The organism is Plantibacter sp. T3 (genome assembly GCF_902506515.1).
GTDB classification, from domain to species: Bacteria; Actinomycetota; Actinomycetes; order Actinomycetales; family Microbacteriaceae; genus Plantibacter; species Plantibacter auratus.
In genome coordinates this window covers 2,806,569-2,823,711 of the sequence record NZ_LR733286.1, presented here as the reverse complement: position 1 = coordinate 2,823,711, position 17,143 = coordinate 2,806,569, and the positions used below count along the sequence as shown (strand labels likewise).

The 17,143-nt window shown below is 68.8% G+C and carries 15 protein-coding genes; 6 read left to right on the top strand and 9 right to left on the bottom strand.

The features are described 5' to 3' along the window. Positions 1–66: 66 nt before the first annotated feature. Genes tkt through pgl form a run of 6 tightly spaced genes read left to right on the top strand, consistent with a single transcriptional unit; the run spans position 67 to position 8,216 of the window. The gene (gene tkt / locus GV015_RS13430; RefSeq protein ID WP_159878829.1) at positions 67–2,157 is read left to right on the top strand and encodes a transketolase; all 2,091 of its coding nucleotides are present in this window, start codon (positions 67–69) and stop codon (positions 2,155–2,157) included. Positions 2,158–2,181: 24 nt separating this feature from the next. Continuing rightward, on the top strand, positions 2,182–3,291 hold the full coding sequence (tal, locus tag GV015_RS13425; protein ID WP_159878827.1) for a transaldolase: 1,110 nt from the start codon (positions 2,182–2,184) through the stop codon (positions 3,289–3,291). After that, on the top strand, positions 3,288–4,901 hold the full coding sequence (locus GV015_RS13420; RefSeq protein WP_159878825.1) for a glucose-6-phosphate isomerase: 1,614 nt from the start codon (positions 3,288–3,290) through the stop codon (positions 4,899–4,901). The genes tal and GV015_RS13420 overlap by 4 nt, the downstream gene beginning before the upstream one ends. A 23-nt stretch (positions 4,902–4,924) precedes the next feature. After that, complete coding sequence (gene zwf / locus GV015_RS13415) at positions 4,925–6,469, top strand: glucose-6-phosphate dehydrogenase (protein ID WP_064296929.1); 1,545 nt, start codon at positions 4,925–4,927, stop codon at positions 6,467–6,469. Then, on the top strand, positions 6,466–7,428 hold the full coding sequence (locus tag GV015_RS13410) for a glucose-6-phosphate dehydrogenase assembly protein OpcA (protein WP_079705959.1): 963 nt from the start codon (positions 6,466–6,468) through the stop codon (positions 7,426–7,428). The genes zwf and GV015_RS13410 overlap by 4 nt, the downstream gene beginning before the upstream one ends. Beyond that, positions 7,428–8,216: a 6-phosphogluconolactonase gene (gene pgl / locus GV015_RS13405; protein WP_079705958.1), complete on the top strand. Its 789-nt coding sequence runs from the start codon at positions 7,428–7,430 to the stop codon at positions 8,214–8,216. Before GV015_RS13410 ends, pgl begins: the two co-directional genes overlap by 1 nt. 90 nt (positions 8,217–8,306) lie before the next feature. Here pgl and GV015_RS13400 read toward each other — a convergent pair whose 3' ends face one another. The 9 genes from GV015_RS13400 to uvrC form a co-directional block, all read right to left on the bottom strand. Beyond that, complete coding sequence (locus GV015_RS13400; RefSeq protein WP_064296926.1) at positions 8,307–8,669, bottom strand: RNA polymerase-binding protein RbpA; 363 nt, start codon at positions 8,667–8,669, stop codon at positions 8,307–8,309. 86 nt (positions 8,670–8,755) lie between these two features. Further along, on the bottom strand, positions 8,756–9,004 hold the full coding sequence (gene secG / locus GV015_RS13395; RefSeq protein WP_056005661.1) for a preprotein translocase subunit SecG: 249 nt from the start codon (positions 9,002–9,004) through the stop codon (positions 8,756–8,758). Between the two features lie 135 nt (positions 9,005–9,139). Beyond that, the gene (gene tpiA, locus GV015_RS13390) at positions 9,140–9,943 is read right to left on the bottom strand and encodes a triose-phosphate isomerase (protein ID WP_159878823.1); all 804 of its coding nucleotides are present in this window, start codon (positions 9,941–9,943) and stop codon (positions 9,140–9,142) included. Next, positions 9,931–11,148 carry a phosphoglycerate kinase gene (pgk, locus tag GV015_RS13385; RefSeq protein WP_079705956.1) on the bottom strand — a complete coding sequence of 406 codons (1,218 nt, stop codon included), beginning with the start codon at positions 11,146–11,148 and terminating at the stop codon, positions 9,931–9,933. Before pgk ends, tpiA begins: the two co-directional genes overlap by 13 nt. Before the next feature lie 136 nt (positions 11,149–11,284). After that, on the bottom strand, positions 11,285–12,292 hold the full coding sequence (gene gap / locus GV015_RS13380; protein ID WP_064296923.1) for a type I glyceraldehyde-3-phosphate dehydrogenase: 1,008 nt from the start codon (positions 12,290–12,292) through the stop codon (positions 11,285–11,287). 124 nt (positions 12,293–12,416) lie between these two features. After that, a complete protein-coding gene (locus GV015_RS13375) occupies positions 12,417–13,043 on the bottom strand; it encodes a superoxide dismutase (protein WP_064296922.1) in 627 nt (208 codons plus the stop codon). Between the two features lie 155 nt (positions 13,044–13,198). Continuing rightward, on the bottom strand, positions 13,199–14,176 hold the full coding sequence (gene whiA, locus GV015_RS13370; RefSeq protein ID WP_159878821.1) for a DNA-binding protein WhiA: 978 nt from the start codon (positions 14,174–14,176) through the stop codon (positions 13,199–13,201). A 124-nt stretch (positions 14,177–14,300) separates the two neighbouring features. Next, positions 14,301–15,182 carry an RNase adapter RapZ gene (gene rapZ / locus GV015_RS13365; RefSeq protein WP_064296920.1) on the bottom strand — a complete coding sequence of 294 codons (882 nt, stop codon included), beginning with the start codon at positions 15,180–15,182 and terminating at the stop codon, positions 14,301–14,303. A 34-nt stretch (positions 15,183–15,216) separates the two neighbouring features. Continuing rightward, positions 15,217–17,142 carry an excinuclease ABC subunit UvrC gene (gene uvrC / locus GV015_RS13360; protein ID WP_256377214.1) on the bottom strand — a complete coding sequence of 642 codons (1,926 nt, stop codon included), beginning with the start codon at positions 17,140–17,142 and terminating at the stop codon, positions 15,217–15,219. Position 17,143 lies beyond the last annotated feature (1 nt).

Here is a 17,143-nt window from a genome sequence, read left to right as displayed (position 1 = left end):
CGAACGCACAGAAGAAGGCTCGACCGCTCGTCGGCCTCCTGTTCCGATGAGAAGGGTCAGTATTCAGTGGCAGATCTGCAGTGGGAAAGCATTGACAGCAAAGCAGTCGACACGGCGCGCATCCTCGCCGCCGACGCGGTGGAGAAGGTCGGCAACGGCCACCCGGGAACGGCGATGAGTCTCGCCCCCGCCGCCTACCTGCTGTTCCAGAAGGTCATGCGACGCGATCCGAAGGACCAGGACTGGCTCGGACGCGACCGCTTCGTCCTGTCGGTCGGGCACAGCTCGCTGACCCAGTACGTCCAGCTCTACCTGGGCGGCTACGGTCTGGAACTCTCCGACCTCGAGGCGCTCCGCACCTGGGGCTCGCTCACGCCGGGTCACCCGGAGTACGGCCACACCGACGGCGTCGAGATCACCACCGGTCCCCTCGGCCAGGGGCTCGCCTCCGCCGTGGGCTTCGCGTACGCGTCCCGCTTCGAGCGTGGCTTGTTCGACCCCGAGGCCGAGGCCGGCACGAGCCCGTTCGACCACTTCGTCTACGTCATCGCCGGTGATGGCGACCTGCAGGAAGGCGTCACGAGCGAGGCCTCCTCGCTCGCCGGTCACCAGCAGCTCGGCAACCTCATCGCGATCTACGACTCTAACCAGATCTCGATCGAGGACGACACCAACATCGCCTTCACCGAGGACGTCAAGGCCCGCTACGAGGCGTACCACTGGCACGTCCAGGTCGTCGACTGGAAGAAGACGGGCGAGTACGTCGAGGACGTCCACGCGCTCAACGACGCGATCGAGGCCGCGAAGGCAGAGACCGACAAGCCGTCGCTCATCATCCTCAAGACCATCATCGGTTGGCCGGCTCCCAAGAAGCAGAACTCCGGCAAGATCCACGGTTCGGCGCTGGGCGCCGAGGAGCTCGCGGCCGTCAAGGAGGTGCTCGGCTTCGACCCCGAGCAGAACTTCTTCGTCGCCGACGAGGTCATCGAGCACACCCGCAAGGCGATCGACCGCGGTGCCGAGGCACGCGCCGAGTGGCAGCAGACGTTCGACGCCTGGGCCGCGGCCAACCCGGAGCGCGCTGCGCTGCTCGAGCGTCTCGAGGCCGGCGAACTCCCCGAGGGTGTCGAGTCGGCGCTGCCCGTGTTCGAGGCCGGCAAGGACGTCTCGACCCGCGCCGCATCCGGCAAGGTGCTCAACGCCCTCGGCCCGGTCATCCCGGAGCTCTGGGGCGGTTCGGCCGACCTCGCCGAGTCGAACAACACGACGATCGAGGGTGGTGCGTCGTTCATCCCGAGCGAGCACTCCACCCACGAGTGGACCGGTAACCCCTACGGTCGCGTCCTGCACTTCGGCATCCGCGAGCACGCCATGGCCGCGATCCTCAACGGCATCGTCCTGCACGGCCCGACCCGCGCGTTCGGTGGCACCTTCCTCATCTTCAGCGACTACATGCGTCCGGCCGTCCGTCTCGCCGCGCTCATGAACGTGCCGTCCATCTTCGTGTGGACCCACGACTCCGTCGCCCTCGGTGAGGACGGCCCCACGCACCAGCCGATCGAGCAGCTCGCCTCGCTCCGTGCCATCCCGAACCTCGCCGTCGTGCGACCGGGTGACGCGAACGAGGTGGCCTACGCCTGGCTCGAGATCCTCAAGCGTCGCGGCGGCCCGACCGGCATCGCGCTGACCCGTCAGAACATCCCGGTGTTCGAGCGCGGCACGGGCGACGCCACCGGCGAGACCTTCGCTGCAGCGTCGAACGTCGCCAAGGGTGCGTACATCCTCGCCGAGGCGCCCGGCGGCACGCCGGACGTCATCCTCATCGCGACGGGCTCCGAGCTCCAGCTCGCCATCGAGGCCCGCGAGGTCCTGCGCGGCGAGGGCGTCAACGCCCGCGTCGTCTCGGTGCCCGCACTCGAGTGGTTCGAGGAGCAGTCCGCCGAGTACCGCGAGTCCGTCCTCCCGAAGGCCGTCACCGCACGCGTCTCCGTCGAGGCGGGTCTCGGCCTGACCTGGAAGAGCATCGTCGGCGACGCCGGCCGGACCGTGTCGATCGAGCACTTCGGTGCGTCCGCCGACTACAAGACGCTGTTCCGTGAGTTCGGCATCACCACGGAGGCAGTCGTCTCCGCAGCACACGAGACGCTCGGCAAGTAGCCCGGGCGAAGGAGACAGAAGAACATGACTGAAACCCCAACCGCCCAGCTGTCCGCCGCCGGCGTCAGCATCTGGCTCGACGACCTCTCCCGCGGACGCATCCAGTCCGGTGGGCTGGAGCAGCTCATCGCCGACCGCAACGTCGTCGGTGTCACGACGAACCCGACGATCTTCGCGTCCGCGCTCAGCAACGGCGACGTCTACGCCGAGCAGGTCGCCCAGCTCGCCGCCGAAGGCAAGGACGTCACCGAGGCGGTCTTCGAGATCACCACCGACGACGTGGCCGCGGCATCGAAGATCTTCCGTGGGGTCTACGACTCCTCCAACGGGTACGACGGCCGCGTGTCGATCGAGGTCGAGCCGGGCTTCGCGCACGACGCCGCCTCGACGATCGACCAGGCCAAGCAGCTCTGGGCCAAGGTCAACCAGCCCAACGCGATGATCAAGATCCCCGCGACGGTCGAAGGCCTTGAGGCCATCACCGCGGTCATCGGCGCCGGCATCAGCGTCAACGTCACGTTGATCTTCAGCCTCACCCGCTACCGCGAGGTCATCAACGCGTTCCTCACCGGTCTCGAGCAGGCCAAGGCCGCGGGCCACGACCTCTCGACGATCCACTCGGTCGCCTCGTTCTTCGTGTCGCGGGTCGACACCGAGATCGACAAGCGTCTCGACGCGATCGGCAGCCCCGAGGCGACCGCGCTGAAGAGCAAGGCCGGCGTCGCGAACGCCCAGCTCGCCTACCAGGTCTTCGAGCAGGAGTTCGCGAGCGAGCGTGCCACCGCGCTCCTCGAGGCCGGCGCCAACAAGCAGCGTCCGCTCTGGGCCTCGACGGGCGTCAAGTCCGCCGACCTCCCCGACACGCTCTACGTGACCGAGCTCGTCGCCGACGGCGTGGTCAACACCATGCCGGAGAAGACCCTCGAGGCGACCTTCGACCACGGCGTCATCACCGGCGACACCGTCACCGGCTCCTACGCGGCTGCGAACGAGGTCCTCGACGCCATCGCCGCACTCGGCGTGTCCTACGACGAGGTGACGGCGCTGCTCGAGCGTGAGGGCGTCGAGAAGTTCATCGTGTCCTGGGACGAGCTGCTCGAGACCGTGAAGACGGCTCTGGAGGCCTCCAAGTGAGCTTCAAGATCCGCGTGAGCGGCGCGGCGGAAGCCGCTGTCGCATCGGTGGTCCCCACGCTCGTGAGCGACCTCGTCGCGTCGCGCATCACGGACCAGGACCCCACGCTGTGGGGTCCTGCGGCCGAGGCCGAGGCGTCCAAGCGCCTCGGCTGGGTCCAGGCGGTCTCCATCTCCCGCCCGCTGGTCGAGCCGATCCTCGCGCTCCGTGAGCAGTTCAACGACGAGGGCATCGACCACATCGTGCTCGCGGGCATGGGCGGTTCCTCGCTCGCACCCGAGGTCATCACGAACACGCTGGGCGGCAACCTCACCGTCCTCGACTCGACCGCTCCCGGCCAGGTCCTCGCGGCCCTGGCGGACCGCCTCGAGACCTCGGTGCTCGTCGTCTCCTCGAAGTCCGGCTCCACGGTCGAGACCGACAGCCAGCGCCGCGCCTACGAGGCTGCGTTCACGGCTGCGGGGATCGACCCCGCCGGTCGCATCGTCATCGTCACCGACCCGGGCTCCCCGCTCGAGGCGGCGGCGAACGAGGCCGGCTACCGGGTCTTCAACGCCGACCCCAACGTCGGCGGTCGCTACAGTGCGCTCACCGCCTTCGGTCTCGTGCCGTCCGGTCTCGCCGGTGTCGACATCGGCGCGTTGCTCGACGAGGCCGACGCGGTGCTCGGGGAACTCGCGATCGACGACGCGTCGAACCCGGGACTCATCCTGGGTGCGGCGATCGGCGGCACCGTTCCGCTGCGCGACAAGGTCGGTCTCATCACCGACGGGACGCACATCGTCGGATTCCCGGACTGGGCCGAACAGCTCATCGCCGAATCGACCGGTAAGTCCGGTCGCGGCCTGCTGCCCGTCGTGCTCAACCCGCTCGCTCCCGAGCTCGAGTCGAAGCCGGCCGACCTCCAGATCGTCCGCATCGTCGACGACGCCCACGAGTTCCACCTGCTGCGCCACGACCGCCACGAGGGCGAGATCCTCGTCAGCGGCAGCCTCGGCGCGATGATGCTGGTGTGGGAGTACGCGACCGTCGTCGCCGGGCGCCTCATCGGCATCGACCCGTTCGACCAGCCGGACGTCGAGTCCGCGAAGGTCGCCACCCGTGGTCTGCTCGACAACCGTCCGGAGCCTGAGGCACCCGCCTTCGTCGCCGACGGTGTCGAGGTCCGCGGCTCGGCCGATCTGCTCGACGGCGTGACCACCCTGTCCGGTGCCGTCGAGGCACTGCTCGCGCAGCTCCCCTCCGACGGCTACGTCGCGATCCAGGGCTACGTCGACCGCCTTGCCTCCCCGCAGCTCGAGAGCATCCGCGACCTCGTCGCGGCGAAGGCGGCACGACCCACGACCTTCGGGTGGGGTCCGCGCTTCCTGCACTCGACGGGTCAGTACCACAAGGGCGGCCCCGCGAACGGCGTGTTCCTGCAGATCACCGAGACGGCCCCCGTCGACCTGGAGATCCCCGAGCGCCCGTTCACCTTCGGCCAGCTCATCGAGGCCCAGGCAGGCGGCGACGCCCGCGTCCTCGCCGAGCACGGTCGTCCGGTCCTCACGCTGACCCTCACGTCGCCGGACCAGAACATCGTCACCCTCTTCGACGCCGTCAACGACTAGCGCGTCACTGCACAAGGAGCTTCATGTCCCCGGTGGAAATCACCCCGGAGTCCAACCCGCTGCGGGTGGACACCGACCGACGCCTCAATCGGATCGCCGGTCCGAGCGGCCTCATCATCTTCGGCGTGACAGGTGACCTGTCCCGCAAGAAGCTGATGCCGGCCGTGTACGACCTGGCGAACCGGGGCCTCCTGCCCCCTGGCTTCTCACTCGTCGGGTTCGCCCGACGGGACTGGGAGGACCAGGACTTCATGGAGGTCGTCCACGAATCCGTCAAGCAGTACGCCCGGACCGAGTTCCGCGAGGACGTCTGGAACCAGCTCGCCCAGGGCATCCGGTTCGTCCCCGGTGAATTCGGTGACGACGCGGCGTTCGAGAAGCTGAAAGAGACCATCGAGGAGCTCGATGCGGATCGCGGGACGATGGGCAACCACGCGTTCTACCTCTCGATCCCACCGAAGGCGTTCCCGCAGGTCACCGAGCAGCTCCGTCGCTCGGGACTCGCGGAACCCGCTGACGGTCAGTGGCGCCGGGTGGTCATCGAGAAGCCGTTCGGCAGCGACCTCAAGACGGCTCGTGAGCTGAACGACATCGTGCAGTCGGTCTTCCCGTCGGACTCGATCTTCCGGATCGACCACTACCTCGGCAAGGAGACCGTCCAGAACATCCTGGCGCTCCGGTTCGCGAACCAGCTGTACGAGCCCATCTGGAACGCCAATTACGTCGACCACGTGCAGATCACCATGGCCGAGGACATCGGCGTCGGCGGTCGCGCCGGGTACTACGACGGCATCGGAGCAGCGCGCGACGTCATCCAGAACCACTTGCTGCAGCTCCTCGCCCTCACGGCGATGGAGGAGCCGATCTCCTTCAACGCCGCAGACCTGCGCGCGGAGAAGGAGAAGGTCCTCGCGGCCGTCCGCCTCCCCGACGACCTCGGGGCCGCGACGGCCCGTGGGCAGTACGCCGGTGGTTGGCAGGGCGGCGAGCACGTGCTGGGCTTCCTCGACGAGGACGGGATGAACCCGGAGTCGACGACCGAGACCTACGCGGCCATGCGGCTCGACATCAACACGCGTCGGTGGGCCGGCGTGCCGTTCTACCTGCGTGCCGGGAAGCGCCTCGGACGCCGCGTCACCGAGATCGCGGTCGTCTTCAAGCGTGCTCCGCAGTACCTGTTCGCGGAGAGCCAGACCTCGGCGCTCGGCCAGAACGCCTTGGTCATCCGGGTCCAGCCCGACGAGGGTGTCACCATCCGCTTCGGTTCGAAGGTCCCGGGTGCCGGCACCCAGGTCCGCGACGTCACGATGGACTTCGGCTACGGCCACGCCTTCACCGAGGCGAGCCCCGAGGCGTACGAACGTCTCATCCTCGACGTCCTGCTGGGCGACCCGCCCCTCTTCCCCCGTCACGAGGAGGTCGAGCTCTCCTGGAAGATCCTCGACCCGATCGAGGAGTACTGGGCCGCTCAGGACACGCCGCTCGAGCAGTACGCTCCCGGCACCTGGGGCCCGTCCTCGGCCGACGACCTCATGAACCGCGACGGACGCACCTGGAGACGACCATGATCGTAGACCTGCCAGACACGACCACGAGCAAGCTCTCGAAGGCGCTCGTGACCATCCGCGAGGACGGCGGCGCCGTCGCCCTGGGGCGCGTGCTCACCCTGGTGATCTCGACGCGGCTCGGAGCCGAGGAGGAGGCCATCGAGGCCGCCAACGAGGCCTCTCGCGAGCACCCCATGCGGGTCATCGTCCTCTCCACGGAGCACGACGACCAGCACTCCTCCATCGGAGACCGGCTCGATGCCCAGATCCGCGTCGGCGGCGACGCCGGAGCGAGCGAGGTGGTCATCCTGCGCGCCTACGGTGCGGTCGCCGAGAACGAGGAGAGCCTCGTGACCGGTCTGCTCCTGCCCGACGCGCCCGTGGTCGCCTGGTGGCCGGGAGAGGCACCGGAACGCGTCTCGACGTCACCGATCGGCCGCATCGCCCAGCGTCGCATCACCGACGCGTCCGCGGCGGCGGACACCCACGCCGCCCTCCGCGGTCGCGCGGCGAACTACGCCCCCGGAGACACGGACTTCGCGTGGACCAGGCTCACGCTCTGGCGGGCACAGCTCGCGGCGGTGCTCGACCAGCCGCCGTACGAGCCCGTCACGGCGATCGAGGTGTCCGGAGCATCGGACTCCCCGTCGACCGAGCTGCTCGCCGCCTGGCTCCAGCTGCAGTTGCAGGTCGACGTGACCCACGAGCTCAGCATGGCGCACGGGTCGAGCGGCATCCACGGTGTCCGCCTCACGCGGGCGTCCGGCAACGTCGTCCTCGAACGTCCCGTTCCCGACATCGCGACGCTGATCCAGCCCGGACAGCCGACGCACGACCTCTCGCTCCCCCGTCGCAGTCTGCGCGACTGCCTCGCCGAGGAGCTGCGCACGCTCGACCCGGACGTCCTGTACGGACAGGTCATCACCGTGGGCCTCCCCGGCCTCGGCGAGCCGGTCACGCTCCGCGCTCGGACCAGCTGATGCCGACCGAGCGACGCGTCCTCGTCTACCAGGACCGCGACCAACTGACGACCTCGGTCGCCAAGCGGTTCCTCTCCCGAACCCGCGAACTGCTCGAGTCGCAGGAGACGGTCCACGTCGTCCTGACCGGCGGTACGGTCGGCACGGGGACGCTCGCCGCCGTGGCCGCGTCGAAGGACCGCGACCGGGTGGACTGGTCCCGGGTGCACCTCTGGTGGGGGGACGAGCGCTGGGTCGCTCGGGACGACGCCGATCGGAACGAGTTGCAGGCACGCGAGGCCTTGCTGGAGACCCTGCTGGCGCTTCCGGAGCGTGGCCTCGTCGCCGAACACGTGCACGGATACCCGGCGCCGGAGGACGGCATCGACCTCGACGCCGCTGCGGTGCGCTACGCGGACGAGCTCCGTCGGTTCGCGCGGCCCGGCGAGGACCACCCGCGGTTCGACATCACGTTCCTTGGTGTCGGTCCCGACGGTCACGTCGCATCGCTCTTCCCCGAGCGGGCCGAGGTCTCGGTCACCGACACCTCGGTGGTCCCGGTGCGGAACTCCCCCAAGCCGCCGTCGGAACGACTCAGCCTGACGCGGCCGGCCATCAACTCCTCCGTGCGGGTCTGGCTCGTCCTCGCCGGCACCGACAAGGCGTCGGCACTCGGCCTCGCCCTCGCGGGTGCCAGCTACAACGAGGTCCCCGCCGCCGGGGCCAAGGGACGCAAACGGACGGTGTTCTTCGTCGACCAGGATGCGGCCGCAGAGGTCCCGGATTCATTGATCCTCCCGGAGTACTAGCGGAAGGCCGGTCGGCGAGCCGGTGCCGCTATGCAGAAAGGCCGTTCCCCGAGGGGAACGGCCTTTCCGCGTATGTAGTGCTGTGTCCGGCTACTTCGCTGCCGTACCGCGGCGTGCACGGAGCTGCTGGAGTGCCTCTTCGAGCAGCTGCTCCGCCTCTTCCTCCGTGCGTCGTTCCTTCACGTAGGCGAGGTGGGTCTTGTACGGCTCGAGCTTCGCGACCTCCGGCGGGTTCGCCTTGTCGCGACCGGCCGGCAGACCGGAAGTCGGGCAGTCGATCGTCTCCGGGATCTCCTCGTCGGGGACGTTCGCCGCGAAGTGGCGGACCGTCTCGTTGCCGAGGGCGTCCCAGTAGGAGATGGCGATGCGGTCCGCGTGGTAGCCGTGGTCCTGCTCGCCCATGGGGCCGGCGCCGACGCGTGATCCCCTGATAGCGCTTCCGCCTGATGCCATGGTGTTTCCTCTTTCTCGTACTGTCGAGAGTGGTTCGGGTGTGGTGCGTCGAGTTGCGTCCCCGGGATCGGGGCTTCGCGGCCGGTCTAGGCGGCGGCGAACTTCGTCAGGAGCCCGATCACGACGATGCAGGCACCCCAGGTCAGGCCGAGGATGACGGTGAAGCGGTTGAGGTTGCGCTCGGCGACCCCTGACGAACCGAGGTTGCTGGAGGAGCCGCCGCCGAACATGTCGGACAGACCGCCGCCGCGGCCCTTGTGCAGCAGGATCAGGAAGGTGAGCAGGAGGCTGGTGATGCCGAGCAGCACCTGCAGGATGACCTGGAGAATCTCCACGTGAGACCTTTCGCATTCGCGTTCAGAGGGGCTGAACCGCCGTCCAGTATACCTCGACGGTTCAGCGGACACGGCTCGGCCCGCGGCTGGTGCCGCGGGCCGAGCCGTGTCCGTGCTGCTGGTGCAGCAGGTCGGTCAGAGTCCGACGTGCTGCGAGAAGCGCGCGATCCCGGCGAACTCGTCGGCGAGCAGGCTCGCACCGCCGACGAGGGCACCGTCGACGTCTGGTTCGCGCATGAAGCCGGCGATGTTCGAGGCCTTCACCGAACCGCCGTAGAGGATCCGCGTGCGCTGCGCCGCCTCGTCGCCGAGGACCTCGGCGAGCGTGCTGCGGAGAGCGGCCGCGACCTGCTGCGCCTGATCGGGCGTCGCCGCCTGACCGGAACCGATGGCCCACACCGGCTCGTAGGCCACGACGATGTCCGCGTCCGGTGCGAGTCCGTCGATGGCCGCCTTGAGCTGCGCCACGGGGACGGCCGACGGGCCGTGTTCCTCGAGGTCTTCGGCGGTCTCACCGATGCAGATGACGGGGACGAGGCCGTGCCGCACGGCTGCGGCCGTCTTCGCCTGGACGACCTCGTCGGTCTCCTTGTGCAGGGTGCGGCGCTCGGAGTGTCCGACGAGCACGTAGCGGCAGTCGAGCTTCGCGAGGAACGCCCCGGAGATCTCACCGGTGTAGGCGCCCGAGTCGTGCTGCGACAGGTCCTGCGCGCCGTAGGCCAGCTTGAGCTTGTCGGCGGCGACGATCGTCTGGACCGAGCGGAGGTCCGTGAACGGCGGGAAGATGGCCACCTCGGCGTCCGCATAGTCGTGCTTGCCGTCCTTGAGCGTCCAATCGAGCTTCTGGACGAGGGCGATCGCCTGGAGGTGGTCCAGGTTGAGCTTCCAGTTGCCGGCGATCAGGGGCACACGCGTGCGCCCGGGGGTTACTGCTGCCATCCGAGGACCTCCAGTCCAGGCAGACGCTTGCCCTCGAGGAACTCGAGGCTGGCGCCGCCACCAGTTGAGATGTGACCGAACTGGTCATCATCGAAGCCGAGCGCACGAACCGCTGCGGCCGAGTCACCGCCACCGACGACGCTCAGGCCGTCCGTGCGGGTGAGTGCTTCAGCGACCGCGCGCGTACCGGCGGCGAAGGGCGCGAGTTCGAACACACCCATCGGGCCGTTCCAGAACACCGTCTTGGACGCGGCGACGATCTCGGCGAACGCTGCAGCCGTGTCCGGTCCGATGTCGAGTCCGAGTCCGGAGGCACCGAACGGGGTGTCCTCGATGGCGTCGGCCGGGCGCACGACGTGCTCGGCGTCGGCACCGAACGCCGAGGCGACGACGACGTCGGTCGGCAGGACGATCGTCACGCCGAGCTCGTCGGCCTTCGCGAGGTAGCCGCGGACGGTCTCGATCTGGTCCGCTTCGAGCAGGCTCGAACCGACGGCGTGCCCCTGGGCGGCGAGGAAGGTGAACAGCATGCCACCGCCGATGAGCAGCGAGTCGACGCGCGGCAGCAGGTGGCCGATGACGCCCAGCTTGTCGGAGACCTTCGAGCCGCCGAGGACGACCGTGTAGGGGCGCTCCGGGGTCTCGGTGAGACGGTCGAGGACCTCGAGCTCGGCGGCGATGAGCAGCCCGGCAGCGCTCGGGAGCAGCTTGGCGAGCTCGTACACGCTCGCCTGCTTCCGGTGGACGACACCGAAGCCGTCCGAGACGACGACGTCGCCGAAGGCGGCGAGCTTGGCGGCGAACGCCTCACGTTCGCCGGCGTCCTTGCTGGTCTCGGCGGAGTTGAAGCGCAGGTTCTCGAGCAGCACGACGTCGCCGTCGGTCTGCGCGGCGACGGCGTCGGTCGCGGCACTGCCGACGGTGTCGGCGGCGAAGGTCACGGGCTTGCCGAGGAGTTCGGACAGTCGCTGCGCGACGGGCGCAAGGCTGTACTTCGCGTCGGGTGTGCCGTCGGGGCGGCCGAGGTGCGAGACGATGACGACACGCGCACCCTGGTTGATGAGCGCGTTGAGGGTGGGGAGTGCCGCGCGGATGCGGCCGTCGTCGGTGATGACGCCGTCCTTGAGCGGAACGTTGAGGTCGAGGCGGACGACGGCTCTGCGACCGCTGAGGTCGCCCAGCGAGTCGAGGGTGCGGAGGGTCATGAGGAGGGTCTTTCTCTGCGCTGAGCCACGACCACCGACGAAACCGAACGGGCGCCCTGAAGATGATTCAGGACGCCCGTTCGGACCATGCGGTGTCTGGCTGCTCGGGTGAGGAGTGCGGCAGACAGCCGGTTGGTTAGAGGCGGTCCGCGACGTACTCGGTGAGGTCGACGAGGCGGTTCGAGTAGCCCCACTCGTTGTCGTACCACGAGGCGACCTTGACCTGCGAGCCGATGACCTTGGTGAGGCCGGCGTCGAAGATCGAGGAGTGCGGGTCGGTCACGATGTCGCTCGAGACGATCGGGTCCTCGGTGTACTTCAGGATGCCCTTGAGGGGGCCCTCGGCGGCAGCCTTGTACGCGGCGTTGATCTCCTCGACCGTGGCCGGGTTGGTCAGCTCGACCGTGAGGTCGGTGATCGAACCGGTCGGGACCGGGACGCGCAGGGCGTAGCCGTCGAGCTTGCCGACGAGCTCCGGGATGACCAGGCCGAGTGCCTTGGCTGCACCGGTGGAGGTCGGGATGATGTTGACGGCGGCGGCGCGTGCACGACGGAGGTCGCTGTGCGGGCCGTCCTGCAGGTTCTGGTCGGCGGTGTAGGCGTGGACCGTGGTCATGAGGCCACGCTCGATGCCGAAGTTGTCGAGCAGGACCTTGGCGAGCGGCGCGAGGCAGTTCGTCGTGCAGGACGCGTTCGAGATGATGTCGTGCGTCGCTGCGTCGTAGGTGCCCTCGTTGACGCCGAGGACGATCGTGGCGACGTCGCTGCCCGTGGCGGGAGCCGAGACGAGGACCTTCTTGGCGCCGGCGGTGATGTGCTTGCGGGCGTCGTCGGACTTCGTGAAGCGACCGGTCGACTCGATGACGATGTCGACGCCGAGCTCGCCCCAGGGGAGGTCGGCGGGGTCGCGCTCCGCGAGCACGATGATGGGCTTGCCGTTGACGATGATCTTGTCGCCGTCGAGCTCGACCGTCGCGTCCAGACGACCCGTGATGGAGTCGTACTTCAGGAGGTGGGCGAGCGCCTTGTTGTCGGTGAGGTCGTTGACAGCGACGATCTCGAGGTCGCTGCCCTTGGCGAGGGCGGCGCGGAAGAAGTTGCGGCCGATGCGGCCGAAGCCGTTGATGCCGATCTTGACGGACACAGATGACTCCTGATACTGAGGCGCCAGACGGCGCGATTGTACGGTCTGCTCGGAGTGAGCGCCCTCCCCGAGTGAGGAGGAAGGTGGTCCGTCCCGGCCCGTGGGACCGGGACGGACCGGTCAACTACGACAGTACCAGCAGGCCGTTGGTCTGCTTGCGCGCGACCTCGAAGCGTGCCTGGACGTCGGCCCAGTTGACGATGTTCCAGAACGCCTTGACGTAGTCGGCGCGGACGTTCTTGTAGTCGAGGTAGTAGGCGTGCTCCCAGACGTCGAGCAGCAGCAGCGGGACGGTGCCGGCCGGGAAGTTGCCCTGCTGGTCGAAGAACTGCTGGATGTTGATGCGCTGACCGAGGGTGTCCCAGGTGAGCGCGGCCCATCCGGAACCCTGCACGCCGAGCGCCGCGGCGGTGAAGTGCGCCTGGAACTTGTCGAAGCTGCCGAAGTACTCGTCGACGGCCGACTCGAGCTCGCCGGTCGGCTTGTCGCCGCCGTCCGGGGACAGGTTGTTCCACCAGATGGTGTGGTTGACGTGACCGCCGAGGTTGAACGCGAGGTCCTTCTCGAGCTTGTTGACGTTCGTGAAGTCGTTGGCGTCGCGGGCCTCAGCGAGCTTCTCGAGGGCCGTGTTCGCACCGGCCACGTAGGTGGCGTGGTGCTTGTCGTGGTGGAGCTCGGTGATGGTCGCACTGATGTGCGGCTCGAGCGCACTGTAGTCGTACGGCAATTCGGGCAGTGAGTAAACAGCCATTCTTCGTGATCTCCTCGTGTTGTCCCGTGCGCTGTCTGCACACGGCTCTGAGCGTCATCACCCAGTCTAGTGAGCGGCAACCGTCGGGAGTCGGGGCTTGTTCCCAGCATGACGAACCGCGACGATGGCGGGTCGGCGAGGATTCACGAGCTGTTTCAGTCCTCGTAATCCGCCGGGAGGTTGGCGTCCGTGCCCGGGATGCCGAGATCACTCGCGTGCTTGTCCGCCATGGCGAGCAGGCGCCGGATGCGGCCGGCGATGGCGTCCTTTGTCATCGGAGGGTCGGCGAAGTGGCCCAGTTCGTCGAGGCTGGCCTCACGGTGGTCGAGGCGCAGGGAACCGGCGTACTGCAGGTGGTCGGGGACCTCGTCGCCCAAGATCTCGAGGGCGCGCTCGACGCGCGCGCAGGCCGCCACGGCCGCCTGGGCGGAGCGGCGCAGGTTGGCGTCGTCGAAGTTGACGAGGCGGTTCGCGGTCGCCCGGACCTCCTTGCGCTGCCGCATCTCCTCCCAGGAGGTGACGGTGCCGGTGGCACCCATGAGCGACAGCATGCCGCTGATCGCGTCACCCTCGCGGATGACGACCCGATGGATGCCGCGGACCTCACGCGCCTTCGCGGAGACACCGATGCGGCCGGCGGCACCGACGAGCGCCATCGCGGACTCATTGCCGGGGCACACGACGTCGAGCGACGCCGATCGGCCGGGGTCGGTGAGGGACCCGGTGGCGAGGAACGCCCCCCGCCAGACGGCGGCGAGTTCGTCGCGCGACCCGGTGGTCAGCCGGTTCGGCAGCCCGCGGACCGCACGCCGTCGGGCGTCCAGGAGTCCGGTCTGCCGGGCGAGGGTCTCGCCGCCCTCGATGACGCGCACCACGAACAGGCTCGGTTTGCCCGAGCTCCCGGGGTTCTGCACGAGGATCTCGCTGCGGATCCCGTAGAGCTCGCCGATGTCGCGCCGCACCCGCTGGGCAAGGGTCGGACTGTCGAGTTCGGCTTCGATCGCCACGCGTCCGGAGATCGTGTGGAGTCCGCCGGAGAAGCGGAGCAGGGACGCGAGTTCGGCCGCTCGGACCGAGTTGCGGGTCTCGCGGACGAGCGCCAGTTCGTTCTTGACGTCGGCGGTGAGGGCCACGGTGGTTCCTATCTGTCGTGATCGCGCCGTCGGAGTGCGGCGTCGATCCTGCATGTTCGCGATCCGGAGGCGTGGTGCCTCGGACCGTTCGGGCTCCGCCGCGGCTGCGTCGGGCCCGTGGGCGTCATTCGCGCCCGAGGTCTCGGTGCCGGACGTGCACGGCGACGCCGGACTGGTTCCGCAGCCGGTCGGCGAGTTCGAGGGCGACCGCGACCGAGCGGTGCTTGCCCCCCGTGCAGCCGACGGCGATGGTGACGTGACGCTTGTTCTCGCGCTGGTACCCGGCGAGGACGGGTTCGAGGGCGTGGGCGTAGCTCTCGAGGAACTCGGCCGCTCCGGTCTGCGAGAGCACGTACTCACTGACCTCGGGGTCCTGACCGCTCAGCGCACGCAGCTCCGGAACCCAGAACGGGTTCGGGAGGAACCGCATGTCGGCGACGAGGTCCGCATCAGGCGGCAGGCCGTACTTGAACCCGAAGCTCAGCACGGTGACCTGGACACCCGGTGTCTCCGCGCCGGCGAAGAGCTCACGCGTGGTCGTGGCGAGCTGGTGGATGTTGAGGTCGCTCGTGTCGATGATGACGTCGCTCGACTCGCGGATCTCGCTCAGCCGGTGACGCTCCGCCACGATGCCGTCGAGGATCGTGCCTTCGCCCTGGAGCGGGTGCGGCCTGCGGACGGCTTCGAACCGGCGGACGAGCGCCGCGTCGGTCGCCTCCAGGAAGATCATGCGGAGGTGCGTCCCGCCCCGGAGGGCCGGCACGATCTCCTGCAGCTCGCTGAAGAAGTCGCGGCCTCGGACGTCGACCACCGCGGCGATCCGCGGCAGACGTGATCCGGCGCGCTCGGCGAGATCGACGAGGGGACGGAGCATCTGCGGGGGCAGGTTGTCGACGACGTACCAGCCGAGATCCTCGAGCGCGTTCGCGACGGTGGATCGTCCGGCGCCGGACATCCCCGTGACGATGAGGACTTCCTGCTGGTGCTGCGGCTGGCCCGGGGTCATCGACACGCTTTCCTCGAAGGTCTGAAGTCCCAGCCTACCCATTCCGCGAGATCTGCGAGGGCTGTGCGGAGCCGGAGGTCAACGCCTCGTGCACCGTGGCCGCCAGTTTGTCGCCGATGCCCTTGACCTCGGTGATCTCGGCCGGCGTCGCGGTCTTCAATCGGGCGACGGATCCGAAGTGCTTGAGCAGCTCGCGGACCTTCGCCGGACCGAGCCCGGGGATCTCACCGAGGACGGTCGAGATGTCGCGCTTCCGCTTCTGTCGCTGGAAACTGATGGCGAACCGGTGCGCCTCGTCGCGGACACGCTGGAGGAGGAACAGCGCTTCGCTCCCCCGCGGCAGGATCACCGGATACGGGTCCTCGGGCAACCAGATCTCCTCCAGTCGCTTCGCCAGTCCGCACAGGGTGATCCCGGTCAGGCCGGATTCCTCCAGCGCACGCGCGGCAGCGGCGACCTGCGGTTGCCCGCCGTCGACGATGAGGAGCTGCGGCGGATAGGTGAACTTCCGGCGCTTGCGCTCCCCCGTGGTCTCGTCGACCGTCTCGACGGGCTCGGACGACGTGAGGTGCGCGAGTCGCCGGGAGACGACCTGGTAGATCGAGTCGGTGTCGTCGGTGGACTCGGCGACGCCGAAGCGGCGGTACTCGTCCTTGCGGGACAGCCCGTCCTCGAAGACCACCATCGACGCCACGATGTTGGTACCGCTCAGGTGCGACACGTCGAAGCACTCGATCCGCAGGGGCGCCTCGGGCATCCCGAGCGCATCGCGGATGTCCTCGAGTGCCTGCGTCCGGGCGACGAAGTCGGAGCTGCGCCGGGTCTTGTAGAGCATGAGGGCCTGCTTGGCGTTGACGACAGCGGTCTCCATGAGCGTCGCCTTCTCGCCGCGCTGGGCGACGCGGAGGGCGACCTTCGAGCCGCGGCGTTCGGCCAGCCAGTCCTCGAGGCTCTCGGCGTCGTCCGGCAGCTCCGGGACGAGCACCTCTCGCGGGACCTCGGTCCCGCTCGCGGCGGCGTACACCCGTTGGACGACGCTGTCGACGAGCTCGGCGGTCGACATGTCGAGCTCCTTGTCGACGGTCCACGACCGTACACCGCGGATGCGGCCGCCACGGACGATGAACTGCTGCACCGACGCGGCGAGCTCGTCGTGGTCGATGCCGAACAGGTCGGCGTCCACGGCGTCGCGCAGGACGACCGCGCTCTTCGCGAGCACCTGGTCGAGCGCCTGGAGCTGATCCCGGTAGACGGCCGCGGACTCGTAGTCCTGGCGGGCCGCGGCGGCCTTCATGTCGGCGGTGATGCGCGTCGTGAACCGGCGGTCGTTGCCGACCATGAACGAGACGAAGTCGTCGACGATCGCGCGGTGTTCCTCGATGGTGACCTTGCCGGAGCACGGGCCGCCGCACCGCCCGATCTGTCCGGGGAAACAGGGCTTCCCCGAGGCCATGGCCCGCTTGTACGCCGAGTCGGAGCAGGTGCGGATCGGGAAGACCTTGATCATGAGGTCGACCGTGTCGTGGACGGCCCAGATCTTCGGGTACGGGCCGAAGTACTTGGCCCCCGGGATCCGGGTGTTCCGGGTGACCATGACGCGCGGCGCCTCGTCACCGAGGGTGACCGCGAGGTACGGGTACGACTTGTCGTCGCGGAACTTGACGTTGAACGGCGGGTCGTACTCCTTGATCCACGTGTACTCGAGCTGCAGCGCCTCGACGTCGCTGCCGACCGTCGTCCAGGTGACCCCGGTCGCGGTCGTCACCATGCGGCGCGTTCGCTCGTGCAGCGTATGCAGGGGCGCGAAATAGTTGCTGAGCCTCGCCCGGAGGTTCATCGCCTTGCCGACGTAGAGCACCCGGCCCGAGTCGTCGCTGAAGCGGTACACGCCGGGCATGGTGGGGATCTCCCCCGCCTTCGGCCGGTACGCCAGACCACTTCCGCCGCGGACGGCCGCCACG

What these genes read in the sequence shown, in the direction of transcription:
- tal (WP_159878827.1), top strand. Translation starts at nt 2,182, where the DNA reads ATGACTGAAACCCCAACCGCCCAGCTGTCCGCCGCCGGCGTCAGCATC.
- zwf (WP_064296929.1), top strand. Translation starts at nt 4,925, where the DNA reads ATGTCCCCGGTGGAAATCACCCCGGAGTCCAACCCGCTGCGGGTGGAC.
- GV015_RS13410 (WP_079705959.1), top strand. Translation starts at nt 6,466, where the DNA reads ATGATCGTAGACCTGCCAGACACGACCACGAGCAAGCTCTCGAAGGCG.
- pgl (WP_079705958.1), top strand. Translation starts at nt 7,428, where the DNA reads ATGCCGACCGAGCGACGCGTCCTCGTCTACCAGGACCGCGACCAACTG.
- GV015_RS13400 (WP_064296926.1), bottom strand. Translation starts at nt 8,669, where the DNA reads ATGGCATCAGGCGGAAGCGCTATCAGGGGATCACGCGTCGGCGCCGGC.
- tpiA (WP_159878823.1), bottom strand. Translation starts at nt 9,943, where the DNA reads ATGGCAGCAGTAACCCCCGGGCGCACGCGTGTGCCCCTGATCGCCGGC.
- pgk (WP_079705956.1), bottom strand. Translation starts at nt 11,148, where the DNA reads ATGACCCTCCGCACCCTCGACTCGCTGGGCGACCTCAGCGGTCGCAGA.
- GV015_RS13375 (WP_064296922.1), bottom strand. Translation starts at nt 13,043, where the DNA reads ATGGCTGTTTACTCACTGCCCGAATTGCCGTACGACTACAGTGCGCTC.
- rapZ (WP_064296920.1), bottom strand. Translation starts at nt 15,182, where the DNA reads ATGACCCCGGGCCAGCCGCAGCACCAGCAGGAAGTCCTCATCGTCACG.